This is a genomic window from Thiomonas delicata (assembly GCF_900088825.1).
GTDB classification, from domain to species: domain Bacteria; phylum Pseudomonadota; class Gammaproteobacteria; order Burkholderiales; family Burkholderiaceae_C; genus Thiomonas_A; species Thiomonas_A delicata.
This window is the reverse complement of record NZ_LT592170.1, coordinates 1302364-1328755: the sequence shown is the minus strand read 5'-3', so window position 1 is coordinate 1328755 and position 26392 is coordinate 1302364. Positions and strand designations below refer to the sequence as shown.

Genomic DNA, 26392 nt, shown 5'->3' with positions numbered 1-26392 from the left:
CTCGGGACGCTCAGCGCACGATCAACACAGGAACGCGGCAGGACGCCAGGACTTTCGTCGCGACGGAACCGAGCGCGACGCTGCCGAGCGCAGTATGCCCATGCGACCCCATGACGATGAGATCGTTTTGATGCTCGAGCGAGAACTCCACGATGCGCCTGGAAGCCTCCCCGACCTGGCGATGCACCAGCACGTCCAATCCAGCTCCCTGCAGCGCGGCTTGCGCCGGCGCAAGCACCCGTTCGCTCTGTTCGGCGTAATAGCTGTCAAGCACTTCGCGCGACAAATAGGAGCGCGCGAGAGCCGTGCCGACAGGCGGCTCAACATGCAACAAATCAACCCGTGGAGGTTCTCGCCACCATGTCAATCGATCAAGAAGAAAATCCAAGGCACGCTTTGTGAAAGCCGAACCATCGACAGGCAAAAGTAAACGAACGGGCTGTTCCATGTGTCCAATTATGACAAACCTCGAATGCTTTCACAATCATCAGGCCTTCGCCTCGAGCGGCGGCATGTGCCATGGCCCGTAGAATCGCCGCCTTGTCGCACACGGGCCGTTAGCTCAGTTGGTTAGAGCAGAGGACTCATAATCCTTTGGTCGTTGGTTCAAGTCCAACACGGCCTACCACGATTTTCCGCATTCTCCTAGAGCTGTTGGCCTAGAGGCGCATAATTAAGGTTTGCCCTTTCAAGCCACCACTCATTGATGAATATTCCATCCTCAGCCCCCGACACCGAAATTCAGTCTGCGCAACGCTATGACGAACTCGGCCTGGACGCGAGGCTGTTGCGGGCTGTGGCCGAGATGGGCTATACAACGCTTACGCCCATCCAGCAGCGAGCGATTCCCATCGTGCTTTCCGGACGCGACGTCATGGGCGCCGCACAGACGGGCACGGGCAAGACGGCCGCCTTTTCCCTCCCGATTCTGCAAAAGCTGCTGCCGCTGTCCAGTACCAGTGTGTCGCCGGCACGGCACCCCGTACGCGCTCTCGTCCTTGCGCCGACTCGCGAACTCGCGGATCAGGTGTACAGCAACATCCGGGCTTACGCGAAACACACGCCCCTGCGCTGTGCCTGCGTGTTCGGGGGCATGGACATGGCGCCGCAGACCGCCGCGTTGCGCCTGGGCGTCGAAATGCTGGTCGCCACGCCGGGCCGCCTGCTCGATCACCTGGAAGCCAAGACGGTAAGCCTGGCACAGGTCCAGTTCGTGGTGCTGGATGAGGCCGATCGCATGCTGGATATCGGTTTCCTGCCCGACCTGCAGCGCATTCTGGCCTTCCTGCCGAAGAGCCGAACCACCTTGCTGTTCTCCGCGACCTTCTCGCCCGAGATCAAACGCCTGGCGCAAAGCTATTTGCAGGACCCCGTCCTGGTGGAAGTGGCACGGCCCAACGCGACCGCAACCAATGTGGAACAGCTCGTCTACAAGGTCAGCGAGGACAGCAAGCACACGGCTCTTTTGCAGTTGTTGCGCGAACACGATCTCAAGCAGACCATCGTGTTCGTCAACAGCCGCCTGGGCGCGAGCCGCCTGGCGCGCATTCTGGAACGCGACGGTCTGAAGGCGCAGGCCATGCATGGCGACAAATCGCAGGCTGAGCGCTTGGCCACGCTGGACGCCTTCAAGCGCAATGAAGTCGAGGTGCTGGTGGCCACTGATGTGGCGGCGCGAGGTCTGGATATTGCCGAGTTGCCGGGCGTGATCAATTACGACGTGCCGTTCAGCGCCGAAGATTACGTGCATCGGATAGGCCGAACCGGGCGCGCAGGCGCTTCGGGCCTGGCCATCACGCTGGCCACGGAACGCGAGAGCCGCTCGCTTGGCGACATCGAGAAGCTGATCAAGCGCACGATCGAAGTGCGCAGCTTGAGCGTCGAGCCGCGGGCGGCACGACGCTCCCCGCCGAGAAGGGAACCCGAGATGGCGGGTGCCAGCCCAGCACGCTCCTCCGGCACGCAGCGCAACGCGGCGCGCGACACCTGGTTTGACAAACCCTATGAAGCGGACCCGAACGCCAGCCCGGCATGGGAAGACGCATCGAGCACCCCGGCGCGAAGCGTGCTATCCCCGAACATCCGCCCGCGCCGCAAAGTCGCGGCACTGCTGGGCGGCAAACCCGCGGCCAAGGCTTGAAAGCCTAGTTTTGCGCCGACCTCGTGGCCTCCCATCTGGCGCGCTGGTCAGCCCACCCCGCCAGTGACGAGGTCAACACCTCTGCGAGGGTTGCTCCGACCGGCTCCAGCCCGAGGAATCTTGCCGCCCGCATGATGGCGTGCAGGCCTGGAATAAAAGGCTCCGAGCCATCCTGCTTGGACAGCTTGCGCCCCTGGGCGTCGCGCAACAAGGGCACGTGCAGGTATTGTGGCGTGGGCAGGCCCAAGGCTCGCTGCAGCTGGATTTGCCGCGCCGTCGAAGCCACCAGATCCTCGCCTCGCACCACATGGCTGATGCCTTGCGCTGCGTCGTCGACCACCACGGCCAATTGATAGGCCCATAAGCCATCGGCGCGCTTGAGCACGAAGTCGCCGACAACCTGGTCGACTTGCTCTTGCTGTGCGCCCAGGCGGATGTCAGTCCAGTTCACCAGCGCCAGATTTCCCTGCGGCAAACGCAAACGCCAGGCTCGCGCTTTCCTCCCGCCCAGCCCCGTCCGGCATGTGCCGGGATAAACACGTTCGCCGGCCTGGCGAAGATCGCGGCCGCTCTCACGCAAGGCGCGGCCGACATCGCTGCGCGAGCATGCGCAACCGTACGCAAGTTCGCGATCCAACAACTGATCCAGCGCCGCCTGATACGCCGCGTCCCGCTCCGACTGCCGCCAAACTGGAGCGTCGGGCAACAGTCCACATCCAGCGAGTTGCCGCAGAATTTCCGCATCGGCCCCAGCCTGGCAACGTGGCGTGTCGATATCTTCGATACGCACCAGCCAGCGCCCTCCGTGGACCCTGGCATCGAGCCATGACGCCAGCGCCGTGACGAGCGAGCCGGCATGCAGCGGACCCGTCGGTGATGGGGCAAAACGGCCAACGTACATCATGCATGCTTTCGCGTGCCTACGCGACACACAATGGCCGCCATGAAAAAAGCCGCCGGAACCCGGCGGCCTTGGAGCCTGGACGGCCGGAGCGCGTCATCCTCAAAAACGCAAGTAATGGTCGACCAGCATGGCCGCGAACAACAAAGACAGGTAAACGATGGAATAGCGAAAGGCCTTGCGTGCAAGGGCGTCGCTATAGCGGCGTTTCAATTCCCAAGCGTAAGCGACGAAAATGGCGTCGAGAATCACGGCCGCAATGGCGTAGAGAACACCACTCATGTGCATGGCATACGGCATGAGGCTCACAGCCGACAGCACCAGCGTGTAGAGGAGAATCTGCAGCCGCGTGTAGTCAGATCCGTGCGTCACGGGAAGCATGGGAAGGCCGGACTTCTTATAGTCCTCCGTGCGGTAGAGCGCCAAAGCCCAGAAATGCGGCGGCGTCCACAAGAAAATGATGAGAAACAGGAGCAGCGCCTGGGCGGAGACGCTATTGGTCATCGCGGCCCAACCCAGGACCGGCGGCATAGCCCCCGATGCCCCGCCGATGACGATGTTTTGTGGGGTCGCGGGTTTAAGCAAGACGGTGTAGATGACGGCATAGCCAATGAAGGTACCCAGTGTCAGCCACATGGTCAAGGCGTTGACCTGCGTATACAGAATCAACATGCCTGCGGCGCACAATACGCCAGAGAACAAGATGATGGACACCGTACCCAATTCCCCCGTTGCCGACGGACGCCAAGAAGTCCGGCGCATCACGGCATCGATCTTTTGCTCCACCAGGCAGTTGAAGGCGGCGGCGGCGCTCGAGACGAGCCAAATTCCCACCGTACCGAAAACCAGCGGCTTCCAGTCGGGCAGTCCAGGTGTTGCCAGGAACATCCCGATCACGGCACAAAACACGATGAGCTGGACGACGCGAGGTTTGGTCAGCGCATAAAGCTGTTCAATCACGCGCAACGGCCCCGGAGGGCGAGCAAGGCTGGTGGTCTTCATGACTTGGCGGAAGCCCGTTCGATATTGACAAAAGCAAGCGAAGCATCGTCAAGCGATGCCTGGCGCGACTGGGCGCCACTGACGCGGTAGACCGCAATGGTCAGCAGCAACATCATCAGCGCAGCCACGCCATTATGAGCGACAGCAAGTTCCAGCGGATGCGCGAACAGGACGACGCTGGCGCCCAAAGCGATTTGCACGACCAGCAGCGCCGTGAGCCAGCCCGCCAGCCTGCGCAGCGGCTGGTAGCGGCTGAGCCCCCACATCGCAGCCAGCACGATGACCGACGTCACGACCGCAAACAGGCGGTGTCCCCATTGAATGGCCACCAGGGCCTGCAGGGAAATCGCGGAGCCATCTGGATTCTCGCCGAGATTACGCCAGAAGGTGAAACCTTGGGCCCAATTGGCGGCCGGATGAAAACTGCCGTTACAGGTCGGAAATCCGGTGCAGGCCAGCGCAGCGTAGTTTGTGCTGACCCACCCCCCGAGGAAGATCTGCCACCCCGTCGCCAGCAAGGCCGCCCAGGTCAAGGCCTGGACCAGCGTACTGGTTGGAACCTTGGGAAGATCGGAACGGTTGCGCATCCAGAACCACGCAGCCAGCATCAGCAAAATAATGCCCCCCATCAAATGCAGGGTCACGATCAAGGGCTTGAGCAAGAGCGTCACCGTCCACGCGCCGAACAAGCCCTGCAAGATGACCCATCCAAGCAACAGAAAGGGCAGCCCAAGAGCGATGTTCCTGCCATGCTTGCGCGCCCAGGCCGCGCGTACCGCCATGGCCACGATCAGCGCCCCGATAATGGTGGCGATATAGCGGTGAATCATCTCGACCCAGGCCTTGAATGGGCTGACATTGCCCTGCGTGCCGCCCTGCTCGGCAACAGCCTCGCTGATTTGATGATGCGCCTGCGCAGGCGTGAAGTGGGCATAGCAGCCTGGCCAGTCCGGGCAACCCAGCCCCGAGTCCGTCAGGCGCACGAACGCACCAAACATGACCAGATCCATGGTGAGAAAAACCAGCAGGGCGACGAGCTTGGGCCAGCGCATGCGGAAACCAGCCCAGAGGATGAGAACCAACCCCGCCACCCACATCCCGGCCTGCAGCCAATGCAGCGAGAAAGACCAGACCGTTGGCACGGCTGTCGACAGATTGGTCATGGCAATGGCTCCAGGTGCTTGGGTTTCCATGCTGCGGTGTTGTAGAGCAGCTTTTTGAACACGGAAAGCGTTTTCAGGGGATCGGGATTGGATGGAAACCGCATCATCAAGTTTCCAAGAGGATCGACCAGCCAGATCGGCCCCTCCAGATGTTCTCCAGCCGCCAGCGGAAGCCACTTCTTCAATTGTTCCGGCCGCGCTCGCAAAATCACGGTGCCTGCCGCAGGTTCCAACACGCCACGATTCACGGGGCCCTGATCCGTCACCAGCCACACGCGCGCAACGCGGTACCGATCGTCACCGGCGGCGATGAAAAATTGCCGAATGTCGAACAACAGGTTCTGGCAGCGTGCATCGCAAGAGGCGGGGCCGGCCACGATCATCAGCCAGTAGCCGTTGTATTTGCGTAAGTCGACCGGCTTGCCAGCGAGCGTCGTCAGCTGCAACTGCGGGACCGGCCGCTGCGGCTGCACCAGTTCCCCATAAGCAGGTTTGCCTTGCGGCTGGATCACGTAATACACGAAAAAACTGGCGACAATCGGGGCCGCCGAGACCAGCACAACCATCCAGAACGACCACATGCTTCGCTTACGGGGCGGCACCTCCGTGCCGGGCTGGACGGCGCGAGCCACATCTTGCGTCACGACAGAGACTCCTTACGGGATGATTGCCTGAGACGCTGACGAATACGCTTGCTCAGGAAGTAGATGGTCAAACCAAGCCCCAAGGCTGTCATGGAAAACCACTGGAAGGCATAGCCATAATTGGTATCCATGCCCACGTCGGGCTGAGGCCAGCTTCGCACAAGACCATCTTTTGCGTTAGCGCCCAACTCCTGAATGACGTAAGGGAGCATCTGAATGTGGTGATATTTCGCAAATTGCCCGATTTGCACGTTCTGTCGAATCACGGCACCGGGCGGATCTTTCGCGAAAGAAAACAACTGCGAGGGCGCTGGGGCGAGACGGCCATCGACCTCAACCGTCCCTTTGGGGGTCGCAATCTTAGGCAGTAAGTCGATCGCATCAAAATTTCGCGGCACCCAGCCACGCATCACCATGACATACACCTGACTGTCGCCGAGCCTCAAAGGTGTCAACACCCAGAAGCCGGGCTGATTGTTGTACTGACGATTTTGCAGGTAGATGGTCCATGATGACGCATATTCGCCCTTTGCCACGACATGACGCCAGACATTGGGCTCGAAATTCAATGCCAGGGGCCCCTGCTCAAGCGGCTTCGCCTCCATGCGTTCGGCAATCCGCGCGGTCAGAGCCTTCTTGTACTCGGCACGACCAAGCTGCCAGCGCCCCAGCAGCGCCGTAGCGACGATCAACGCGAGCGCCACAACCAGGGTCAAAATTTCCCGCACATTCAACAAGGGCGGCAAATCCTTCGGCTCTGGTGGTGGGACAATTGAAGCCTGCATCGGGTTTCTGAATCTAGGAGTCAGTGTTGGACATCATTGTGGTCATCGCGTTCATTCTCATTCTCGCCAGCTTATTTTCCGGCCTGTATTTCGTGATGAAAGACAAGGGAAAATCCAACAGGGCCGTCAACGCGCTTACATTCAGAATCGGTTTCTCGATTCTCCTGTTCCTGTTTATATTGGTGAGTTACAAGCTGGGCTGGATCCACCCGACGGGGATTCCACTCTCGAGTCGCTGAGTCCGCCTCGACGATCGACCGTGCGCCACGAACCAGGAAATCCTGAAGAAAAAACGCCGCTCTTGCGGCGTTTTTTCTTGCTCGAAACCTGGAGAATTTAGAGCCAATAGACAAGGACGTATAGCAACAGCCAGACGACGTCGACAAAGTGCCAGTACCAAGCAGCCCCCTCGAACGCGAAGTGATGGTCCGCCGTGAAGTCACCGCGGATCAGGCGGAACAAAACGACGGACAGCATCGTGGCGCCAAGCAATACGTGGAAACCATGGAATCCCGTGAGCATGAAGAAGGTGGAGCCATAGATTCCAGAGGTCAGCTTCAGACCCAGTTCCGTATAGGCATGATGATATTCAAAAGCCTGCAGAAACAAGAAGCACACGCCCAGGACCAGCGTCAGAGCAAGCCAGAAGATGGCCTTGGAACGGTGATTGGCGCGCAAGGCATGGTGGGAAATCGTCAGCGTCAGGCCTGAACTGAGCAGCAATGCCGTATTGATGGTCGGAATCGGCCATGGGCTCATGACCTGAACAGCTGGAATCAACCCCCCGGGGCCGACACTAGGCCAAGTTCCTTGAAACGTGGGCCACAGTATTTTGCTGTGCAAGGCCGCCAGATCCGGCAAACCGTATACCCGGGCGTAATAGAGCGCGCCAAAAAATGAGGCGAAAAACATCACTTCGGAGAAAATAAACCAACTCATGCTCCAGCGGAAAGACGTATCGACCGCCTGATTGTGCATGCCGCCTTCACTCTCCGAAATCGCTCGGCCGAACCATTTATACATCGTGGTCACCAGCCAGATAAAGCCGGCGAGCAAGAGCCACTCGGCATGCGGGACGCCGTTGAACCAGAATCCAGCACCAAAGGCCATCATCACGAGGCCGGTCGCCGCCAAAACTGGGAATGGCGATGGACCAGGTACGAAATATCCTGTGTGCTGCGCAGATGTTGACATATTGTCTTCCTCGTATTTATGGAGTCGGGGACGTAACAATCCAATGGATAATGGCCATAAGCAAGCCGATGAAAACAGCTGCGGAAATCAGCCCCGCAACGGCGATATGGACAATGTTCAGGCTTTCAAAATCTCTCTCCCGATCCTTGTTTTTTCGAATACCAAGAAAGGCCCAGGCGATTGTTTTAAACGCTCTAAAAAAAGATCTCACGGCGCTGCAAACCTCTTCATTCGAGCGATGATGACGCACAGCGCGAGGCACATCGCCCGATCAAAGAAGTTTCCACTTAAAAATAAATCCCAAAAAAAGCGTCGCGGCAACACTCGCCAGGATCAGGGCCAAACGAAGATTTTGGCGACGCCTCTCAGGTGGGATCGATCGGGGTTGAACAGGTTTCATCAATACCCAAGAACCTTGGTGGCCGTAGCGTCGAGCTTTGGCGGCGTTTCAAAAGTATGGAAAGGCGCGGGAGAGGGCACCTCCCACTCCAAGCCGTGCGCACCGTCCCACGGACGTTGCGGAGCCTTTTCCCCTTGCCCGCGCAGGACCGGAATGACCACGGCGAACAGGAAATAAGCCTGCGACAAACCGAACCCGAAGGCACCGATCGACGAAATCATGTTGAAGTCGGTGAATTGCACGGGATAATCAGCATACCGCCGCACCATGCCTGCGAGGCCCAGGAAATGCTGGGGAAAGAAGGTAACGTTGAACGTGATCATCGACGCCCAAAAATGGATTTTTCCGGCGCGCTCGTTGTACATCACACCGGTCCATTTCGGAGACCAATAGTAAAAACCCATGAAAATGGCGAACAGGGAACCCGCCACCAACACATAGTGGAAGTGCGCGATCACGTAATAAGTGTTATGCACATAAGTGTCGATCGGCGCCATAGCCAAGACAAGGCCGGAAAAACCGCCGAATGTAAAAACAAAGATGAAGCCGATGGCGAAGAGCATGGGCGTCTCGAAGGTCATCGAGCCGCGCCACATCGTCGCCACCCAGTTGAACACTTTGACGCCGGTCGGCACCGCGATCAGCATCGTGGCGTACATGAAAAACAGCTGTCCCGTGACCGGCATGCCCGCCGTGAACATGTGGTGCGCCCACACGATGAAGGACAGGATGGCGATCGACGCCGAGGCGTAGACCATCGAGCTGTAGCCGAACAACTGCTTGCGGGCAAAGGTCGGCACGACGGCACTGACAATGCCAAAGGCCGGCAAGATCATCACGTAAACCTCGGGGTGGCCGAAGAACCAGAACAGGTGCTGGTACAGCACCGGGTCGCCGCCGCCGGCGGCGTTGAAGAAGCTGGTGCCGAAATGGCGGTCGGTCAGCGTCATGGTCACCGCCCCGGCCAGCACCGGCATGATGGCGATCAGCAGATAGGCCGTGATCAGCCAGGTCCACGAGAAAAGGGGCATCTTCATCAGCGTCATGCCCGGCGCGCGCATGTTCAGGATGGTGACGATGATGTTGATCGAGCCCATGATGCTCGATGCGCCCATGAGGTGGATGGCGAAGATCACCAGGTCCATGCCCATGCCCTGCTGGATGGTCAGCGGCGCGTAGAGCGTCCAGCCCACGTCCGGCGCTCCGCCGGGGACGAAGAAAGACGCGGTGAGCAGAAGTGCAGCGGGGATGAGCAGCCAGAAACTGAGGTTGTTCATCCGCGGGAAGGCCATGTCGGGGGCGCCAACCTGCAAGGGAATCATCCAGTTTGCGAAGCCGACCATTGCCGGCATCACGGAACCGAAAATCATCATGATCCCGTGCATCGTCGAGAAGGAGAGGAAGAGCTGCGGGTTCAGGAACTGGATCCCAGGCTTGAACAGCTCGGCGCGGATGCCCATGGCCAGAATGCCGCCTTCGAACAGCATGAACAGGGCGAACACCAGATACATCGTGCCGATGTCCTTGTGGTTGGTCGAGAACAACCAACGCCGCCAACCATGCGGATGATCATGGGCATGGTCCCCGCCATGGGCGGGGGCATGAACTGGGTCTAGCACTGCGCTCATCGTGCACTCCTTGCGAAAAACTGCATCAAAAATATTATTGTGGTCCAAATTGAAGACACCGGAATCGGTGCCTTCTTAGCTCGTGGCCCCGGAAGGAGCCAACACGCCCCCATTCTTTTTCAGCGTGGCCTCTTCCGACTTGACCCATGCCTCGTAATCCGGCTGCGAGAGCACTTTGACGACGATGGGCATGAAAGCGTGGCCCCTGCCGCACACCTGGGCACACTGGCCGTAGTAGGTGCCAACTTGCTCGGCCTTGAACCAGGTTTCACGGATGAAGCCCGGGATGGCGTCCATCTGCACGCCGAAGGAGGGCACGTACCAGCCGTGCAGCACATCCATCGAGGTGGTGAGAATGCGGATTTTTTTGTCCACCGGCACGACCAGGGGGTGGTCGACCTGGAGCAGGTAATCATTGGGCTTGGGAGCGTCGCCGAAAATCTCCGACATCGGCGTGGTCAACGTCGAGTAAAAAGAAATACCCTTGCCCGGGCCGTCCACATATTCGTAGCCCCACTTCCATTGATAGCCCGTGACCTTGACGGTCATGTAGGAATCCGAAACGTTTTGCTGTGCCACCACGGTTTTGGTCGCGGGAATCACCATCGCGATCACGATCAGCAGCGGCACCACGGTCCAGGCCACTTCGACGGCCGTGCTCTCATGGAACTGCGCTGCCACAGCGCCCTTCGATTTACGGTGCTTGAACACCGAATAGAACATGACGCCGAAGACGAGAATGCCGATGGCCAGGCAAATCAGCATGACCATGTAGTTCAAGTCGCGCTCGTCCCTGGCGATGCTGGTCACCGGGTGCTGGAAATCGATGCCGTTGACTTGCGGACCGCCTGGCAGGCTTTGATCGGCAAAGGCCGACGAGACAAAAAGGGCCGAGGCCGCAGTCAGGTAGTACTTCAACTGTTTCATCTTGGATGTCACCTTATTTGAAAATGATTCGGGCGGCTTGTCTCAGACCACCAGCAATGCGCGGCGCAAATCCCTGGCCAGCTTCTCGCGCCGTTCGGGACGCGTATAGCGGCCGATGAAAGCCTGCCGACCCGTCCCGGAAATTTCGATCAAACCCTTCTCACCCACCACAATCCTCGCCCACCTCGGGTTGAATTCGACCCGCTCGATGCGGCCGGCGCTCTCCCACTCGACGACCAACAACTGCGCGGACATCACGACACGCTCACGATCCGCGGCATGGCGCGCATACGCCAACAAGGCTGCCCCCAAGGCCAGCAACTCCAGCACCGTGAACGGCGTGACCAGGGTTGCCCCCGCCTCCCAGGTCAGCATCGCCACGAAGGACGACGCAAGCGCCAGCGAAACGAAAAAAAACAGCAGTTGCTTCGGGCTGATCGAACAGTTGCGCTTGAACTGCCAGACCAACTCGCCATCCTGTTCGGACGGCGCACAGAACGAACTGGAATCCAGGGTGCTCACCCAATGCGCTGCCATTTCGACCACCTAGTTCAACACCGCAGACGGGAACGGAGCAGCGAACAACGCTCCAACCTTGACCCAACTCCGCCTCGACAGTATCAGCGCCGAATTATAGAGACGGCCTTCGTCGCGCATCGCCCGCGGCGGGTCATTTGCACTGATTTTGCTCACAATCAACACGGCCTGCCACCTATCTCGTTCTCTGGATACAACAAAACCGCAGCTTTGTCGGGATGGCCGCGAAAACACAACCATTCGGCATCATGCCCGTTTCACCGCCGAACGGCCTCGGGAACTTCCCTGGATTGACGCCCGCCAGCGCCTCGTGATCCTGGACTCAACGCCTCCGGCCCGAAGCACGCAATTGCTCAAGCGGAAAAGTCGCCACCCCGGCTTTGGCCGCCTGCGTCACGGGCTTGAAGGCATGACCGTAGACCAGTTCGAAACTCAATTCGATGGGAGGCCCGTCTACCGCCCGTGCATTGCGGAGCAACATGTCCTGCAAGGCACGCCATTGCCGTGGCGTGCGCAGGCCATGCGCGGCGCCGTCGTGCGGCGCACGTCCCAGTTCGGCCAGTTCGGCCAATGCGGCGTGAGGGCTCGGATAGCGCAAATGCACCATCTCCATGTCCATCACGGGCTCGGCAAAACCCTCGTGCACCAGCATGTCGCCAAGATCGTGCATATCTGGGTAGCTTGGCGGACGTATCCCCGTGGCCTGCAGCGCCGGAAGGCGCAGTTCGCGCAAGGTGTCGGGGCCGAATGTCGTGAACAGCATCACCCCTTCCGGCCGCAAGGCTCGATGCCATGCAGCGAACACGGCACGGATATCGCTCGCCCAGGGCAGCGCCAAGTTGGACCACAGCATGTGCGCCCCGGCCGGCATGTCCGCAATGTTGCGCGGGAAGTCCAGCGGCGCGCAGACCACCTCGGTACTCCCCTGCCCCCGCAAACCCTGCAACCACCCCCTCCGCGCATGGGTTTTGCGCGCAACAGCGGCGAGCAAGGCCGAGGGTTCCAGCCCCACGAGGCGCGCTTTTGCGTACTGCCGGCGCAGCAGGGCAAGCCCATCCCCCCAGGCGCAGCCGACGTCGAGCACCCATTCCGGCTGGGCCCGCAACAACGACAAGCGCTCGGCCATGCGGCGGCCCGCCTCCAGCCAGATGAAAGGGGCCGGCCTGCGAGCCAGGCGGTCGCGGGCGTAGCCGACCCCTGGACGGGCCTGGTGCTCGGTGGGAACGGATGTCATGCTGCGAACGGCGAAGGACTTGATAGGGAGCGCAATATAGTTCGCGCATGCCGAGCCGCCCCTTCCTTCTCCTTCAACGCTTGCACGCCGTCCTGCGTCCCACCGGCTTGTGCGGGCTTTGCGCATTGCCCAGCACCCAGCCTCTGTGCGAGCCCTGCCAGGCTCAGTATCTGCCGCCGGAGCCGACGCGCTGCCAGCGCTGCGCACTCGAACTGGCCGGCGGCGCCATGGTCTGCGGGACTTGCCTCAAGTCACCGCCTCCATACATCCAGGCCCTGGCTCTGGGCGACTATGCCGAGCCGATCGACCGGCTGGTCCAGCGCCTGAAGTTCGGCGGGGAGCCCGCCATCGGCCGCTGGCTGGGGCGCTTGCTGGCCCAGCGCTGGCAACAGGACGGCCGACCCCTGCCCGACCTCGTGGTCCCCGTACCGCTATCCAAGGCCAGGCTGCAGGCGCGGGGTTACAACCAGTCCTGGGAAATGGCGCGGGGTTTCGCAGGGGAATTGAACCTGAGGGCGCGCAGCGATGTCTTGCTGCGCGTGCGCGACGCGGCGCCGCAAAGCGGCCTGCCGCTGGCGCAGCGGGCGCGCAACATACGCGGGGCGTTCACGGCACCGCGCGCGCTGGAGGGGGCCCGCCTGCTGCTGATCGACGATGTCATGACCACCGGCAGCACCTTGACGGAAGCCGCTGCCGTCCTGCTGCGCCAGGGCGCAAGCGAAGTCAGCGTGGCGGTTGCGCTGCGCACCCCGCCGCCGCGCTGAAACCCTCCCCGCGCGTGTTCCGTTCCACGCCTGCCTTGCAAAATCCATGTTCAACATCGTCCTCGTCCACCCCGAAATCCCGCCGAACACCGGCAACGTCATCCGCCTCGCGGCCAATACCGGCTGCGTCTTGCACCTGGTGGAACCTTTGGGATTCCTGCTCGATGACAAGCACCTGCGGCGCGCGGGTCTCGACTATCACGAATACGCCGATCTGCGCGTGCACCGGGACTGGGCCGGCCTCCTCGATGCGGAGAAGCCGGATGCGTCGCGGATGTTCGCCTTCACGAAATTCGCCGACCGGCTCATCGGCTCGGCATCGCTGCGCCCCGGCGACTGGCTGGTGTTCGGCGCTGAAACCGCAGGCTTGCCTGCAGCGGTGCTGGACGGCTTTCCCGCGTCCCGGCGCCTGCGTCTGCCGATGCGTCCAGGCCAGCGCAGCCTGAACCTGTCGAACGCCGTGGCAGTCGCGGTATTCGAGGCCTGGCGGCAATCCGGCTACGCGGGCGGCGTGTAAGGCATGCAGACACGGCCGCGCCTGCGGTCAAAAACCGGAAAAATCCGGCTTGCGCTTGGCGAGGAAGGCGCTGAACGCCTCGCGGGCTGCCGGCCCCTTGAGCATGCGCTCGAAGTGGCCAGCCTCCTCGGCCATCACCGCATGCACGGCGCCTTGCTGCGGCTTGCGCAACAGGCTCTTGGTCACGGTGAGCGAGACCAGCGGTTTGGCTGCGAGCTTGCGCGCCTGGGCCTGGGCATAGGCATTCACTTCGGCCGGGGGCAGCACGCGGTTGACCAAGCCCAGTTCCTGCGCCTCGTCGGCGGCGAAGGGCTCGCCGAACAACAGTTTTTCAGCCGCCGCCGCCTGGCCGATGCGCAAAGGCAGCAGCAGGCTGGACGCGGCTTCCGGGCAGAGTCCGAGATTCACGAAGGGCAATGAGAACAGCGCGTTGTCGCCGGCATAGACGAGGTCGCAATGCAACAGCAAGGTCGTGCCGATGCCCACCGCCGGGCCGCAGACTGCGGCGATGGCCGGTTTCGGAAAGTCGGCCACGGCGCGCAAGAAACGGAACACCGGGGCGTCGAGATCGGCGGGCGGGCGCTGCAGGAACTCGCTCACGTCGTTGCCGGCGGTGAACAGGCTGTCCTGCCCCTGGAACACCAGCACGCGTGCCTGAGAGTCGTGCGCTGCGTGTTCCAGGTGATCGGCCAGTTGCCCATACATCGCGCTGGTGAGCGCGTTCTTCTTGTCCTGGCGGTTGAAGGTCAGGGTCAGGACCCCGGCATCAAGGTGGTGAAGGATTTCGCTCATCGTGTTGGTTTGCGGCTCCATGGTGATGCAGACGAACCCGACCTGTCGTGCCGGCCGGGCGGTGCGGTGTCAGACCCGCTCGAAAATCCCGGCCGCGCCCTGGCCCGTTCCCACACACATGGTGACCATGCCATATTTCAGATTGCGCCGGCGCATGCCATAGATGGCGGTGGCGGCGCGTATGGCGCCGGTGGCCCCGAGCGGATGGCCCAGAGCGATGGCACCGCCCAGCGGATTGACCCGGGAGGGATCGAGCCCGCAGGTGTTGATCACCGCCAGCGACTGCGCGGCGAAGGCCTCGTTGAGCTCGATCCAGCCGATATCGTCGAGCTTGAGCCCGGCGACCTTGAGCGCGGCGGGAATGGCCTCGATCGGGCCGATGCCCATGATTTCCGGCGGCACGCCGCGGCTGGCGAAGCTGACGAAGCGCGCCAGCGGCTGCAGGTTGAAGCGCTTGACCGCCGCCTCGGAAGCGAGGATGAGGGCGCCAGCCCCGTCCGAGGTCTGCGAGCTGTTGCCGGCCGTGACGCTGCCCAGGCCGGTCGCCCTGCCGGTGGGATCCTTAGGCGCGGCGAAAGCCGGGCGCAGCTTGGCCAGCGCCTCCAGCGAAGTATCCGCGCGCGGACCTTCGTCCAGGCTCACGGTGCGGCGACGCTCGGCGACCGCGCCGTTGGCGAGATCGGGCATGCGGTCGATCACGTCCACCGGCACGATTTCATCGGTGAACTCGCCCGCCGCGAACGCCGCCAGCGCGCGCTGGTGCGACTGCAGGGCGAAGGCGTCCTGCTGTTCGCGCGTGACCTTCCATTGCTGCGCCACCTTCTCGGCGGTCAGGCCCATGCCGTAGGCGATGCCGATGTTCTCGTCGCGCGCGAACACCAGCGGGTTGATCGAAGGTTTGTTTCCGCTCATCGGCACCATGCTCATGCTCTCGGCGCCGCCGGCGAGGATCACGTCGGCCTCGCCGACGCGAATGCGGTCGGCGGCCATCTGGATCGCGGTCACGCCCGAGGCGCAGAAGCGGTTGATGGTCACCCCGGCCACGCTGTCGGGCAAACCCGCCAGCAGCGCGGCGATGCGCGCCATGTTCAGACCCTGCTCGCCTTCGGGCATGGCGCAGCCGATGATGGCGTCTTCGATGGCCTTCGGGTCGAGCCCGGGCGCCTGTTTGAGTGCGGCGTGGATGGCGGCGATCAGCAGATCGTCCGGACGGGTGTTGCGGAACACGCCGCGGTGCGACTTGCCGATGGGCGTGCGCGCGGCGGCAACGATGTAGGCGTCTTGGACTTGGCGGGACATGTAGGTCTCCTGATGATTCGTGTCGGGTTCAGTTGCGCACCGGCTTGCCGGTCTGCAGCATGCCCATGATGCGTTCCTGGGTCTTGGGGTTGTCGAGCAGGGCGCAGAAGCGCTCGCGCTCCAGGCGCATCAGCCAATGCTCGTCGACCACGCTGCCGGCGTCGACCTCGCCGCCGCACATGACTTCGGCGATGGCCGCGCCCAGCGCGTAGTCGTGCGCGGTGATCTGCCCGCCGTCGCGCATGTTCACGAGCTGGCCCTTGATGGTGGAGATGCCGCTGCGCCCCGCGACCGCGATGCGTGCCGGCATCGGCGGGCGATAACCGGCATCGGCCAGGCCGCGCGCCTGGCCGATGGCCACGTGCAACAACTCATCCTTGTGCATGACGATCACGTCCTCGGGCAGCACATAGCCCATCTGCCGCGCCTCGATGGCCGACTTGGACACCGCCGCCATGGCCGGCTGCATGTACAACTGCTTGAGGAAAGCGAGGATGTCCACGCTGGCGCCGTTGGCTTGCGCCAACTCGCTGGCCCGGCGCGCCAGATAGGTCAACCCGCCGCCGCCCGGGATCAGGCCCACGCCGACTTCGACGAGGCCGATATAGCTCTCCAGCGCGACCACGCGGCGCGCGGTGTAGGCCGCAAGCTCGCAACCGCCGCCCAGCGCCATGCCGCGTATGGCGGCGACCACGGGGACCAGGGCATAGCGCAGGCGCAGCATCAGGTCCTGCAGCTTTTTCTCCTCGGGTTCGATCGCCTTAGAGCCGCCGGCCATGAAAGCCGGCAACATGGCTTGCAGGTCGGCGCCGGCGGAGAAGGGTTCGCCGGCCTGCCACACCACCAGGCCGGTGTAATCGCGTTCGGCCAAGTCCACCGCACGGTGCAGGCCGGCGATCACGCCAGGGCCGAGGGTGTTCATCTTGGTCTTGAAGCTGGCCACCAGCACGTCGGCGGCCCCCGGCGCGGTCCACAGCCGGATGGAGTCGTCCTCGAAGACCGTGGTCCCGGCTGTGGCGGGGCCCGGCGCGGCCTCCCCCAACACGGTTTGCGGGAAGATCTGCCGCCGCATCACCGGCAGCTCACGGCGCGGCTTGTAGCGACCTTCCGCCGCCGACCAGGAACCCTCGGGCTTGTGCACGGCGTCGATCTGCGCCACCCAGGCCGGCAGCGGTGCGCCGCTCAGCGCCTTGCCGGCGGCGATGTCCTCGGCGATCCAGCCCGCGATCTGCGCCCAGCCCGCGGCCTGCCAGGTCTCGAACGGCCCCTCGCTCCAGCCGAAGCCCCAGCGGATGGCGAAATCCAGATCGCGCGCGTTGTCGGCCACCGTGCCGAGATGCACGGCGATGTAATGCCACACGTCGCGGAACACGCCCCACAGGAACTGGGCCTGCGGGTTGCTCGATTCGCGCAGCAGCTTGAAGCGTTCGGCCGCGGGTTTTTTCAGCATGCGCGCGACGATCTCGTCGGCCTTGCCGCCGCCGGCCACGTAGTCGGCGGTGGCCGGATCGAAGCGCAGGATGTCCTTGCCGACCTTCTTGTAGAAGCCGGCGCCGGATTTCTGGCCCAGCGCGCCCTTGTCCACCAGGGTCCTGAGCACCGCGGGCGTGGCATACAGCGCGGCGAACGGATCCTTGTCGGCCGGCAGCGTGTCGAACATGGTCTTGATGACGTGGGCCATGGTGTCCAGCCCCACGACATCGGCGGTGCGGAAGGTGGCGCTCTTGGCGCGGCCCAGCTTGCTGCCGGTGAGGTCATCGACTACGTCGAAACTCAAGCCGAACTTCTGCGCCTCGTGCATCACCGCCAGGATGGAGAACACGCCGACGCGGTTGGCGACGAAATTGGGCGTGTCCAGCGCGCGCACCACGCTCTTGCCCAGGGTGGCGGTGAGGAAGGTTTCGAGTTGGTCGAGCATCTCCGGCCGCGTCGCCGCGGTGGGAATCAGTTCCACCAAGGGCATGTAACGCGGGGGGTTGAAGAAGTGCACCCCACAAAAGCGCGCGCGCAGGTCGGCGTCGAAGCCTTCGCTCAGGCTGGTGATGGACAAGCCCGAGGTGTTGGTGGCGAACAGCGCGTGCGGCGCCAGGTGGGGCGTGACCTTCTTGTACAGGTCGTGCTTCCAGTCCATGCGCTCGGCGATGGCCTCGATCACCAGGTCGCAGTCCTTGAGCCTGGGCAGGTCGTCCTCGTAATTGGCGGCGCGGATCAGTCCCGCCTCGTCGGCGAGTCCCAGAGGCGCCGGGCTGAGTTTTTTCAGGTTCGCCACGGCCTTGTCGGCGATGGCGTTCTTCGGGCCTTCTTTCGCGGGCAGATCGAACAGGATCACGGGTACGCGGGCGTTGACGCAATGGGCGGCGATCTGCGCGCCCATCACGCCGGCACCCAGCACGGCGACTTGGCGGATGGGAAATCGGGATGTCATGTCGGGTCCTCGGAATGGAAGGTTCAGGCGAACACCGCCTCGGTGTCCATCAGGGGCTTGAGGCCGCTGCGGGCCATGCGAATGGCTGCGGCGGTTTCCGGGTAGAGCTTGGCGAAGTAGAAACGTGCCGTCTGCAGCTTGGCCTGGTAGAAGGTTTCGTCGCTGCCGGCGGCGATCTTGTCCTGTGCCACCTTGGCCATGCGGGCGAAGGCATAGGAGAACACCAGATGCCCGACCACGCGCAGATACGGCATGGCGGCGGCGCCGATCTCGTCGCGGTTGCCCATGGCCTTCATGCCGAGTTCCATGGTGAGTTTCTGCACCTTGTCGCCAAGATCGGCGAGCGGATTGACGAACTCCTGCATGGATTCGACCACGCCCTCGGCCTCGACGAATTCCTGCACCAGTTTGCCGAATTTCTTCAGCCTGGCGCCGTTGTCCATCAGCACCTTGCGCCCGATCAGGTCGAGCGCCTGGATGGTGTTCGTGCCCTCGTAGATCAGGTTGATGCGCGCGTCGCGCACGTACTGCTCCATGCCCCATTCGCGGATGTAGCCGTGGCCGCCGAACACCTGCAGGCATTCGTTGGCGGCGGCGAAGCCGTTGTCGGTGATGAAGGCCTTGACGATGGGGGTGAGGAGCGCGACCAGGTCGTCGGCGTCCTTGCGCACGTCCTCGTCCGGGTGGAGGTGGGACTGGTCCAGCATCAGCGCCACCCAGTAAGCCAGGAAGCGTCCGCCCTCGGCCCACGCCCGTGCGGTGAGCAGCATGCGTCGCACGTCCGGGTGGACGATGATGGGGTCGGCCGGCTTGTCCGGCGCCTTGGGGCCAGAGAGCGCGCGCATCTGCAGGCGGTCTTTGGCATAGGCCAGCGCGTTCTGGTAGGCCACTTCGGTCAACCCGAGCGACTGCACTCCCACGGCCAGACGCGCCCTGTTCATCATCACGAACATCGCCGCCAGGCCGCGGTTGGGCTCGCCCACCATCCAGCCCGTGGCGTCCTCCAGGGTCATCTGGCACGTGGCATTGCCGTGAATGCCCATCTTGTGCTCGATGCCGGAGCAGAAAATGCCGTTGCGCGCGCCCACCCCGGCTTCTGGCGTTGGCAGGAACTTGGGCACCACGAACAGCGAGATGCCTTTCGAACCCTCGGGCGCGTCCGGCAACTTGGCCAGCACCATGTGGACGATGTTGGCGGCCAGATCGTGCTCGCCGCTGGAAATGAAGATTTTCTGCCCGCTGATCTTGTAGCTGCCGTCGGCCTGGGGCACGGCCTTGCTGCGGATGAGTCCGAGGTCGGTGCCGCAATGCGGCTCGGTCAGGCACATGGTGCCGGTCCACTCGCCCGAGGCGAGCTTGGGAAGGTAGAGATCCTTCTGCGCCTTGTCACCGTGGGCCGAGAGCAATTCGGCGACGCCCTGGGTCAGCCCCGAATACATGGTCCAGGCCTGGTTGGTGGCGTTCTCCATTTCATGCACCACGCTGCCGACGATGTGCGGAAGCCCCTGCCCGCCGTATTCGGGTGCCGCGTTCAGCGACGGCCAACCGGCCTCGACGTACTGCCGCCAGGCTTCCTTATAGCCCTTGGGCGTGGTCACCGCATGGCTTGCGGGGTCGTAATGGCAGCCCTCGCTGTCGCCGCTGATGTTGATGGGAAGCAGGACTTCACTGCAGAACTTGCCGGCTTCCTCGCAGACCTGGTTGATCAGGTCCGCATCCACGTCCGCGTGCGCGGCGAGTTCCTGCAGTTTCGGCACGACGTCGAGCACTTCATGCATGACGAACTGCATGTCGCGCAGCGGTGGGTGGTATTGGGGCATCGGGTTTTCCTCGAGGATGAAGGGTGATGAAACGTGGTCAGTCCGCCGCGTCCAGCAGCGCCTGCAGCAGCTTCTGACCTGCCGGCGTGGCGTAATGACCGATCAGACGGCGATAGCCCTGCCGCGCGAATTGGGCGCTACCCGGCACCCGCAGAAGCCGGGCATCGTGGTGCAGGGCAAGAATCAATCCATGCAGTTCGAACAGCAACTGCTCGGGTTGGGCGTCGGCACGCAGGTGCCCAACCTCGATGGTCTGCCGCACGGCGCGCAGCAGGGCGTCATGCCAGGTCTGCACCATATGGACCAGGGCGTCGCGCACCGGGCCCGGGCGATCGTCGAACTCGACGGCGCCGGAGATGTAGATGCAACCGGTTTCCACCTCGCGGCTGACCTGGGCCAGCCATCGCCCGAACATCATGTGCAGGCGCGGCAGGCCGCGCGGCTGCTCCAGCGCGGGATAGAAAGCCCCCGCCTCGAACAGCGCGTGGTAGTGACGGATGACGGAAATCTGCAACTCCTCGCGCGAGCCGAAATGCGCGAACACGCCGGACTTGCTCATGCCCATGCGGTCGGCCAGCACGCCGATCGACAGCCCCTCCAGGCCGATGCGGCCGGCCATTTGCAAGGCGCAGTCGAGAATGGCCCGGCGTGTCTGGCGTCCCTTGCCCTGGGGTTCGGCGGGGTCGGCGCCCAGAACCACGGCCGCCGCCGTCCTGGGGAGGGCTTCCATGATGGCGGGTGCGGGTGCGGCCGAAGCTGATTTGCGGGGCATGACAAGGGATTCCAAAAATCGAACGGTCGTACTATTTCTGAATCCTTGCGGTTTGTCAACCCAAACCTGCAATTGGCCATGCGCTGGGAGGTCGCATGGCTCAGGCGCAGAAGCACGCCGCGCCCGCGGTCAAGCCGACACGGGATCAGGCCAGGAGAACGCGTAGGGAACGCTCGACCGAATTGGCCGACATGCACCCAGGCCCCGTGCGGGCGAACAGGAACAGGCACCCACTGACATAGGCCGCCAGGAGCTGGGCACGCTGCAGGGGATCGAATTCGGCACCCGTCGCGCCCTGCTCCACCGCGAGCTTGAGGCTCTGGCGCAAGGCGGCTTCGACGCGTTCGAAAAACTGGTTCATGCGTACCTGCAGGCGCGCATGCTCGCCCACCAGCGCATCGCCCGCCATGACGCGACACAGGCCGGCATTTTTCTCGGCGAAACCGAGCAGGGCTTGCACGATGCGCGAGGCCTGGACCAGGCCTGACTCCTGGGCTTGCACGATCTGGTTGATCATGCCGAACATGCTGCGCTCGATGAACTCGATGAGCGCCTCGAACATCTGCGCCTTGCTGGCGAAATGGCGATACAGGGCCGCCTCGGACACTTGCAGGCGCTGCGCCAGGGCCGCCGTCGTGATGCGTTCCGCACCGGGCTCTTCGAGCATGCCGGCCAGGCATTGCAGAATCTGCTCGCGGCGCTCCCCCGGCTTGGGGCGTTTGCGCGGCGCTGCGTCCCGGGGCATGGCGGTGGCCGGACTCATCGAAGCGGGCTTGATCGCATGCAGCATAGCGAGCCGATTCTCGCATACACATAGGGCGGTCGGCCATGCAAGCCGGTACGCTCCATCGGCAGTTCGCGGCGCCTGCGCGCGGCGCGATGCGCGTAGCGCGTGAACCAGATGCCGCGCATGCCGATGGAGCGCGCCGCCTTGAGGTGCTGCAAGGTGTCCTCCACCAGCACGCATCGCGCCGGGCGCAGCCGGTGTTTGCGCAGCACATGGCGCAGCATGCGCGCATCCGGCTTGGGGCGCAGATGGCGGAACTGGCGCATGTCCTCGATGGCGATGACGCCGTCGAACAGGCGCAGCAGCTTCAGGTGCGTCAGCACCCGCAAAGCGTAATCACGCGGCGCATTCGTCAGCACCAGCTTGCGCCCCGGCAGACGGGCGATGGCCGCGCGTTGGCTGGCATCGGCGCGCAGCATGCGCGGCAAGTTCGGAAAGCGGTGCGTTTCGGCCAGGAAATGCTCGGCGCGCACGCCGTGCTCGCGCATCAGTCCGAGCAGGGTGGCGCCGTAGCGCCGCCAGAAGTGGCTGCGGATGCGATGGGCCTCGTCGCGGTCCACGCCGAGATGACGCTGGATATAGGCCGTCATCTCGGCGTTCATCATCGGGAACACGCGCCAGGATGCGTCGTGGAGCGTGTTGTCCATGTCGAACAACCAGGTCGGCGTGAGCGCATTGGGACTGCCGCGCTCAACCGGCATGCTCGGGCTCCAATTGCGCGAACGTGTAGCGCACGGCGCCGAAACGCTGCGGCGTGGTGTAGGCGGAGAATGCGCGCACATGATGCGCGACCGGCTGCACGAAACCGGGACCGTCGAAGACGAAGGTATGAAATTCACCGTTCTCGCCACAGGCATCCACTCCATGTGGAAGGTCGGCGATGAAGTCGGCATCGAACAAGCGACCACAAAAGGTGCCGGGCAGAAACCGGTTGTCCACGCAAACGACCCGAGCCTTGTAACCCAGCGCGATGAACTCATGCGCCAGACCCGGACGTTGCCGGCCCCACAGCGGCAGCATGGCTTGCAGGCCGGCCTGCAAGCAGACCCTCTCCTCCCAGTCGCGATGTGCTTGCAGATCGATATCGCCGAACACGACGGACTTTGCTCCCAGCGCCGCCAATTCGCGCAACCGCGCGGTGAATACGGCTTCGTAATCGTCCCAACTGGCTGGCGGCGCCACGAGTTCGGCACCCAGGGCGCGGGCCTGCGCCCGCATCAAGGCCAGCGAAACACCGTGGCTGCGCAACTTCGCTCCGGTCTCGTCCAGCATGGCGAGCAGCCAGCGCACCTCGACTCCAGCGGCACGCGCCGCCAGCAGCGCGAGCATCGAGTCTTTGCCTCCGCTCCAGGAGGCCAGCGCCAGTTCGGGCATGGGGATGCTTGGCAATGGCCGATCGGTTTCAATGCGATCGGATCATGGTGCCGAAGGCCTGCTCGGTGAGAATCTCCAGCAGCATGGCGTGGGGAATGCGGCCGTCGATGATGTGCACCGAATTGACTCCGGACTTCGCCGCATCCAGCGCCGAGGCGATCTTGGGCAGCATGCCGCCGGAGATGGTGCCGTCGGCGAACATCTCGTCGATTTCACGCGCGGTGAGGTCGGTCAGCAGTTCGCCCTGCTTGTTGAGCACGCCGGGCGTGTTGGTCAGCAGCACCAGCTTTTCGGCCTTGAGCACCTCGGCCAGCTTGCCGGCCACGACGTCGGCGTTGATGTTGTAGTTCTCGTTGTTGGCGCCGAAACCCAGGGGCGAGATGACCGGGATGAACTGATCGTCCTGCAAGGCCTTGACCACGCTGGGGTCGATGGACTCGATCTCGCCGACCTGGCCGACATCGTGCTCGAGCGCCGGGTTCTCGCGATCGCGCATGCGCAGCTTGCGCGCCTGGATCAAGCCGCCGTCGCGCCCGGTCAGGCCGACAGCCTTGCCGCCGGCCACGTTGATCAGGCCGACGATGTCCTGCTGCACCTGGCCCGCCAGCACCCACTCGACCACCTCCATGGTCTCGTCGTCGGTCACCCGCATGCCCTGGATGAAGGTGCCTTTCTTGCCGATCTTGGCCAGCGCCTCGTCGATCTGCGGGCCGCCGCCGTGCACCACCACCGGGTTCATACCGACGAGCTTGAGCAGCACCACGTCCTCGGCGAAGTCCTGCTGCAGCGCAGGGTCGGTCATCGCATTGCCGCCGTACTTGATGACGATGGTCTTGCCGTGGAACTTGCGGATGTACGGCAGCGCCTGGGCCAGGATCTCGGCCTTGTCGCGTGGGGAGACATGCGCCAGTTCGGGCGCGGTCTGCAAGGGGGAATCGGGCATGGTGTCGGAGGTAGCAGTGCGGGGTGGGGAAGGGAAAAAGACCGTCGTGCCTGGCTTGCCGCGGCGCTGCGCCTGAGCAGCCGGCCGCGAGCGCCTGTGTGCTTGCGAATTCTAGGGATACCCGGACACCCGCTAGGGTCGAGCGGACACTTGTTAAACTTTGTTGCATGAAGGCCTGGACTCGTCACCTGCTCATCGTCATGCTGATCCTGCTGCCCCTGCGCGGCTGGACGCAAGCCTTGATGGCCGGCACCATGGACATGCCCCAGGCAAGCTGCGCCTCCATGTCGATGGACGCAGATCCGGCTGCGTCCATGACACATGCGCACGAGGCGATGCAGATGCCTGCCGCCGATCCCGGCCCCGCGCATCAGGCCTGCGCCGACCACGAACACCAGCTGTGCGTGGTCTGCAATATGGCGGCGGCAAGCGTCCCGGCTCTTTTCCTGCCCCAAAGCGGTCAGGTGCAGGTTCCTCGCCCGGCAGCAGCCTGCACCTCGTGGGACAGCGCCGATCCGCGCGCGCTGCTGCGTCCGCCCCGCCTGTAGAACCCGCTCGACCACGCGACGCGCGTACATGACGAGGCCGTCTCGGCCCGCGGTACGCGTCCAGGGCATGGCTTCCCGCATGCCCTGCGTCCAAGCCCAACCGCGTGCGTCCAGGCCCCGCCTGGCCACGCCCGTCTTGCGAGGTTCACCATGCATCATCCCCCTTCCCGGGCCCTGCCACGCGTCGCGATGCCGGCCCTGGCCCTGAGCGCCACCCTGCTGGCTGCCTGCGCGCCGCTGCAAACGCGCGACAACCTGCGCGCGGCCAATGCCATCGTCCAGCCGCGCATCGGTCAGGAGGCCCAGCTCTGGACCGACGCCGAAGCGCAACAACAGGCCCAAAGCCGCATCGACGCGCTCCTGCGCGAGCCACTGAGCGCCGACGCGGCCGTGCGCATCGCCCTCCTCGGCAGCCCCGCGCTGCAAACCCTGCTGGCGCAGAACGCGGCGCAGTCGGCGGCGTCCACCCGCAACGCGCGCCTGGGCAACCCCGTGCTCGGTTTCGAGCGCCTGCTGCAAGGCGGCAGCGTGGAAATCACCCGATCCCTGAGCTTCGGCCTGCTCGACCTCGTCACGCTTCCGGTGCGTGGCCGTATCGACGCCGCGCGCCAGCAGCAACTGCGCCTGGACCTGGCGCGCGACGTCCTGCGCCTGGCGGCGCAGGCGCGTGCGTCCTGGGTGCGTGCCCTGGCCGCGCAACAGGCGCTGCAATACGACAACGACGTGGAAGACGCGGCCTCGGCGACCGCGGAACTGGCGAAGCGCATGCAGGCCGCGGGCAACTTCACCAAGCTCGACGCCGCGCAGCAGGCGCTGTTCGCCGCCGACAGCCGCATGCGCGCGCAGCGTGCGCAGCTCGCCGCGCTGCGTGCGCGCGAGGCCCTGGTCCGCACGCTGGGCCTGAATGCCGCACAGGCCGCCAAGCTGCGCCTGCCGGAGCATCTGCCAGACATTCCCGCCGCCTTGCCAACGGCCAGGCAGGACGCGCAGCAAGCGCTGGAGGCCAGGCTCGACGTCCAGGTGGCGCGCGCGCAATACGAAGCCGCAGCGCGCACGGCCGGATTCGTGCGCACCACCAGCGTGGTCGATGCGCTGGAACTCACCGGCATCCGCAAGACCTTCAGCGACGCCACGCCGCAGAACGGCTTCGCCCTGACGCTGCCGCTTCCGGTCTTCGATCCCGGGGACGCGCAGCGGGCCGAGGCCTCGGCACAGGTTCTGGCGGCACGCAACCATGTGGCCGAAGTGGCGGCGGGCGCGGCCTCGCAGCTGCGCGAGGCCGCAGCCGCGCGCGACGCGGCCTGGACCCTGGCGCGCACCTCGCGCCAGCATCTTGTGCCACTGGCGCAGACCGTGCTGGACGAAAATCAGCAACGCTACAACGGCATGCTGATCGGCGTGTTCCAGCTCGTCTCCAGCGCGGCGGCGCAGGCGCAGACCGTGCGCGAAGTCATCGCCGCCGAGCGCGATTACTGGCTCGCCGAGGCCGACTGGCAAGCCGCGCAATGGGGCGTAGAGCCGCCCGCCGGCAGCGGGACCGCCTCGGCCGCCGCCACTGCGCCATCCCCGTCTTCATCCGGCGGGCATTGACCGGCCCTCCCACCTCACTGGAACCCAACCATGAACACCCGACGTCANTGCGCGAGGCCGCAGCCGCGCGCGACGCGGCCTGGACCCTGGCGCGCACCTCGCGCCAGCATCTTGTGCCACTGGCGCAGACCGTGCTGGACGAAAATCAGCAACGCTACAACGGCATGCTGATCGGCGTGTTCCAGCTCGTCTCCAGCGCGGCGGCG

The 26392-nt window shown here is 63.8% G+C and carries 28 protein-coding genes and 1 tRNA gene; 7 read left to right on the top strand and 22 right to left on the bottom strand.

The window, feature by feature from the left end; all coding sequences use genetic code 11:
- Positions 1-10: 10 nt before the first annotated feature.
- The gene (locus THIARS_RS06385) at positions 11-448 is read right to left on the bottom strand and encodes a universal stress protein (protein WP_094159914.1); all 438 of its coding nucleotides are present in this window, start codon (positions 446-448) and stop codon (positions 11-13) included.
- Between the two features lie 103 nt (positions 449-551).
- Between THIARS_RS06385 and THIARS_RS06380 the strand changes: the two genes are divergently transcribed.
- Together THIARS_RS06380 and THIARS_RS06375 are read left to right on the top strand one after the other, a co-directional pair.
- Positions 552-628: transfer RNA gene (locus tag THIARS_RS06380), tRNA-Ile, on the top strand.
- Between the two features lie 78 nt (positions 629-706).
- Positions 707-2140 (top strand): DEAD/DEAH box helicase, encoded by a 1434-nt coding sequence (locus THIARS_RS06375; protein WP_094159913.1) that lies wholly within the window; start codon positions 707-709, stop codon positions 2138-2140.
- Between the two features lie 4 nt (positions 2141-2144).
- On the opposite strand, the gene gluQRS is transcribed toward THIARS_RS06375, so the two are convergent.
- The 5 genes from gluQRS to THIARS_RS06350 form a co-directional block, all read right to left on the bottom strand.
- Positions 2145-3044, bottom strand: a complete 900-nt coding sequence (gluQRS, locus tag THIARS_RS06370) for a tRNA glutamyl-Q(34) synthetase GluQRS (RefSeq protein WP_094159912.1) — start codon at positions 3042-3044, stop codon at positions 2145-2147.
- Positions 3045-3143: 99 nt separating this feature from the next.
- Positions 3144-4043: a heme o synthase gene (gene cyoE, locus THIARS_RS06365; protein ID WP_094159911.1), complete on the bottom strand. Its 900-nt coding sequence runs from the start codon at positions 4041-4043 to the stop codon at positions 3144-3146.
- Complete coding sequence (locus THIARS_RS06360) at positions 4040-5236, bottom strand: COX15/CtaA family protein (protein ID WP_245845573.1); 1197 nt, start codon at positions 5234-5236, stop codon at positions 4040-4042. Before THIARS_RS06360 ends, cyoE begins: the two co-directional genes overlap by 4 nt.
- Complete coding sequence (locus THIARS_RS06355) at positions 5203-5850, bottom strand: hypothetical protein (RefSeq protein ID WP_245845570.1); 648 nt, start codon at positions 5848-5850, stop codon at positions 5203-5205. Before THIARS_RS06355 ends, THIARS_RS06360 begins: the two co-directional genes overlap by 34 nt.
- On the bottom strand, positions 5847-6635 hold the full coding sequence (locus tag THIARS_RS06350; protein WP_094159909.1) for an SURF1 family protein: 789 nt from the start codon (positions 6633-6635) through the stop codon (positions 5847-5849). The genes THIARS_RS06355 and THIARS_RS06350 overlap by 4 nt, the downstream gene beginning before the upstream one ends.
- Positions 6636-6661: 26 nt before the next feature.
- Between THIARS_RS06350 and THIARS_RS06345 the strand changes: the two genes are divergently transcribed.
- Positions 6662-6874 (top strand): twin transmembrane helix small protein, encoded by a 213-nt coding sequence (locus tag THIARS_RS06345; RefSeq protein WP_094160662.1) that lies wholly within the window; start codon positions 6662-6664, stop codon positions 6872-6874.
- 97 nt (positions 6875-6971) lie between these two features.
- On the opposite strand, the gene THIARS_RS06340 is transcribed toward THIARS_RS06345, so the two are convergent.
- The 7 genes from THIARS_RS06340 to THIARS_RS06315 form a co-directional block, all read right to left on the bottom strand.
- Entirely contained in the window at positions 6972-7829 is an 858-nt protein-coding gene (locus THIARS_RS06340; protein ID WP_094159908.1) for a cytochrome c oxidase subunit 3, read from the bottom strand.
- Positions 7830-7845: 16 nt separating this feature from the next.
- On the bottom strand, positions 7846-8040 hold the full coding sequence (locus tag THIARS_RS06335) for a DUF2970 domain-containing protein (RefSeq protein WP_094159907.1): 195 nt from the start codon (positions 8038-8040) through the stop codon (positions 7846-7848).
- Positions 8041-8100: 60 nt separating this feature from the next.
- Complete coding sequence (locus tag THIARS_RS18775) at positions 8101-8229, bottom strand: cytochrome oxidase small assembly protein (protein WP_222423036.1); 129 nt, start codon at positions 8227-8229, stop codon at positions 8101-8103.
- Positions 8229-9857, bottom strand: coding sequence for a cytochrome c oxidase subunit I (ctaD, locus tag THIARS_RS06330; protein WP_094159906.1), 1629 nt, complete (start codon positions 9855-9857; stop codon positions 8229-8231). Before ctaD ends, THIARS_RS18775 begins: the two co-directional genes overlap by 1 nt.
- Before the next feature lie 75 nt (positions 9858-9932).
- Complete coding sequence (coxB, locus tag THIARS_RS06325; RefSeq protein WP_094159905.1) at positions 9933-10784, bottom strand: cytochrome c oxidase subunit II; 852 nt, start codon at positions 10782-10784, stop codon at positions 9933-9935.
- 42 nt (positions 10785-10826) lie between these two features.
- Complete coding sequence (locus THIARS_RS06320; protein ID WP_094159904.1) at positions 10827-11321, bottom strand: DUF2244 domain-containing protein; 495 nt, start codon at positions 11319-11321, stop codon at positions 10827-10829.
- Between the two features lie 322 nt (positions 11322-11643).
- Positions 11644-12555 (bottom strand): methyltransferase domain-containing protein, encoded by a 912-nt coding sequence (locus THIARS_RS06315; RefSeq protein WP_186436583.1) that lies wholly within the window; start codon positions 12553-12555, stop codon positions 11644-11646.
- Between the two features lie 47 nt (positions 12556-12602).
- Here THIARS_RS06315 and THIARS_RS06310 point away from each other — a divergent pair, with 47 nt between their 5' ends.
- Both THIARS_RS06310 and THIARS_RS06305 read left to right on the top strand, forming a co-directional pair.
- A complete protein-coding gene (locus THIARS_RS06310; protein WP_094159903.1) occupies positions 12603-13319 on the top strand; it encodes a ComFC family protein in 717 nt (238 codons plus the stop codon).
- Positions 13320-13365: 46 nt separating this feature from the next.
- The gene (locus tag THIARS_RS06305) at positions 13366-13836 is read left to right on the top strand and encodes a tRNA (cytidine(34)-2'-O)-methyltransferase (protein ID WP_094159902.1); all 471 of its coding nucleotides are present in this window, start codon (positions 13366-13368) and stop codon (positions 13834-13836) included.
- A gap of 27 nt (positions 13837-13863) precedes the next feature.
- Here the strand turns inward: THIARS_RS06305 and THIARS_RS06300 are convergent, their stop codons facing one another.
- From THIARS_RS06300 to argB, 9 genes are all read right to left on the bottom strand, one after another.
- Entirely contained in the window at positions 13864-14649 is a 786-nt protein-coding gene (locus THIARS_RS06300) for an enoyl-CoA hydratase (protein WP_245845567.1), read from the bottom strand.
- A 48-nt stretch (positions 14650-14697) separates the two neighbouring features.
- Entirely contained in the window at positions 14698-15927 is a 1230-nt protein-coding gene (locus THIARS_RS06295; RefSeq protein WP_094159901.1) for an acetyl-CoA C-acyltransferase, read from the bottom strand.
- Positions 15928-15955: 28 nt separating this feature from the next.
- Complete coding sequence (locus tag THIARS_RS06290; protein ID WP_094159900.1) at positions 15956-18352, bottom strand: 3-hydroxyacyl-CoA dehydrogenase/enoyl-CoA hydratase family protein; 2397 nt, start codon at positions 18350-18352, stop codon at positions 15956-15958.
- A gap of 23 nt (positions 18353-18375) precedes the next feature.
- A complete protein-coding gene (locus tag THIARS_RS06285; protein WP_094159899.1) occupies positions 18376-20172 on the bottom strand; it encodes an acyl-CoA dehydrogenase C-terminal domain-containing protein in 1797 nt (598 codons plus the stop codon).
- 37 nt (positions 20173-20209) lie between these two features.
- Positions 20210-20944, bottom strand: a complete 735-nt coding sequence (locus THIARS_RS06280) for a TetR/AcrR family transcriptional regulator (RefSeq protein ID WP_094159898.1) — start codon at positions 20942-20944, stop codon at positions 20210-20212.
- Between the two features lie 145 nt (positions 20945-21089).
- Positions 21090-21707, bottom strand: a complete 618-nt coding sequence (gene slmA, locus THIARS_RS06275; protein ID WP_245845564.1) for a nucleoid occlusion factor SlmA — start codon at positions 21705-21707, stop codon at positions 21090-21092.
- Positions 21704-22432 carry a pyrimidine 5'-nucleotidase gene (locus THIARS_RS06270; protein WP_094159896.1) on the bottom strand — a complete coding sequence of 243 codons (729 nt, stop codon included), beginning with the start codon at positions 22430-22432 and terminating at the stop codon, positions 21704-21706. Before THIARS_RS06270 ends, slmA begins: the two co-directional genes overlap by 4 nt.
- Positions 22422-23105 carry a Dph6-related ATP pyrophosphatase gene (locus THIARS_RS06265; RefSeq protein ID WP_094159895.1) on the bottom strand — a complete coding sequence of 228 codons (684 nt, stop codon included), beginning with the start codon at positions 23103-23105 and terminating at the stop codon, positions 22422-22424. The genes THIARS_RS06270 and THIARS_RS06265 overlap by 11 nt, the downstream gene beginning before the upstream one ends.
- Before the next feature lie 28 nt (positions 23106-23133).
- Positions 23134-24048, bottom strand: coding sequence for an acetylglutamate kinase (gene argB, locus THIARS_RS06260; protein ID WP_094159894.1), 915 nt, complete (start codon positions 24046-24048; stop codon positions 23134-23136).
- Between the two features lie 167 nt (positions 24049-24215).
- On the opposite strand from argB, the gene THIARS_RS06255 reads away from it, so the two are divergent.
- Both THIARS_RS06255 and THIARS_RS06250 read left to right on the top strand, forming a co-directional pair.
- Positions 24216-24596, top strand: coding sequence for a hypothetical protein (locus THIARS_RS06255; RefSeq protein ID WP_094159893.1), 381 nt, complete (start codon positions 24216-24218; stop codon positions 24594-24596).
- A gap of 150 nt (positions 24597-24746) precedes the next feature.
- Complete coding sequence (locus THIARS_RS06250; RefSeq protein ID WP_094159892.1) at positions 24747-26186, top strand: TolC family protein; 1440 nt, start codon at positions 24747-24749, stop codon at positions 26184-26186.
- The last annotated feature ends 206 nt before the right edge of the window (positions 26187-26392 follow it).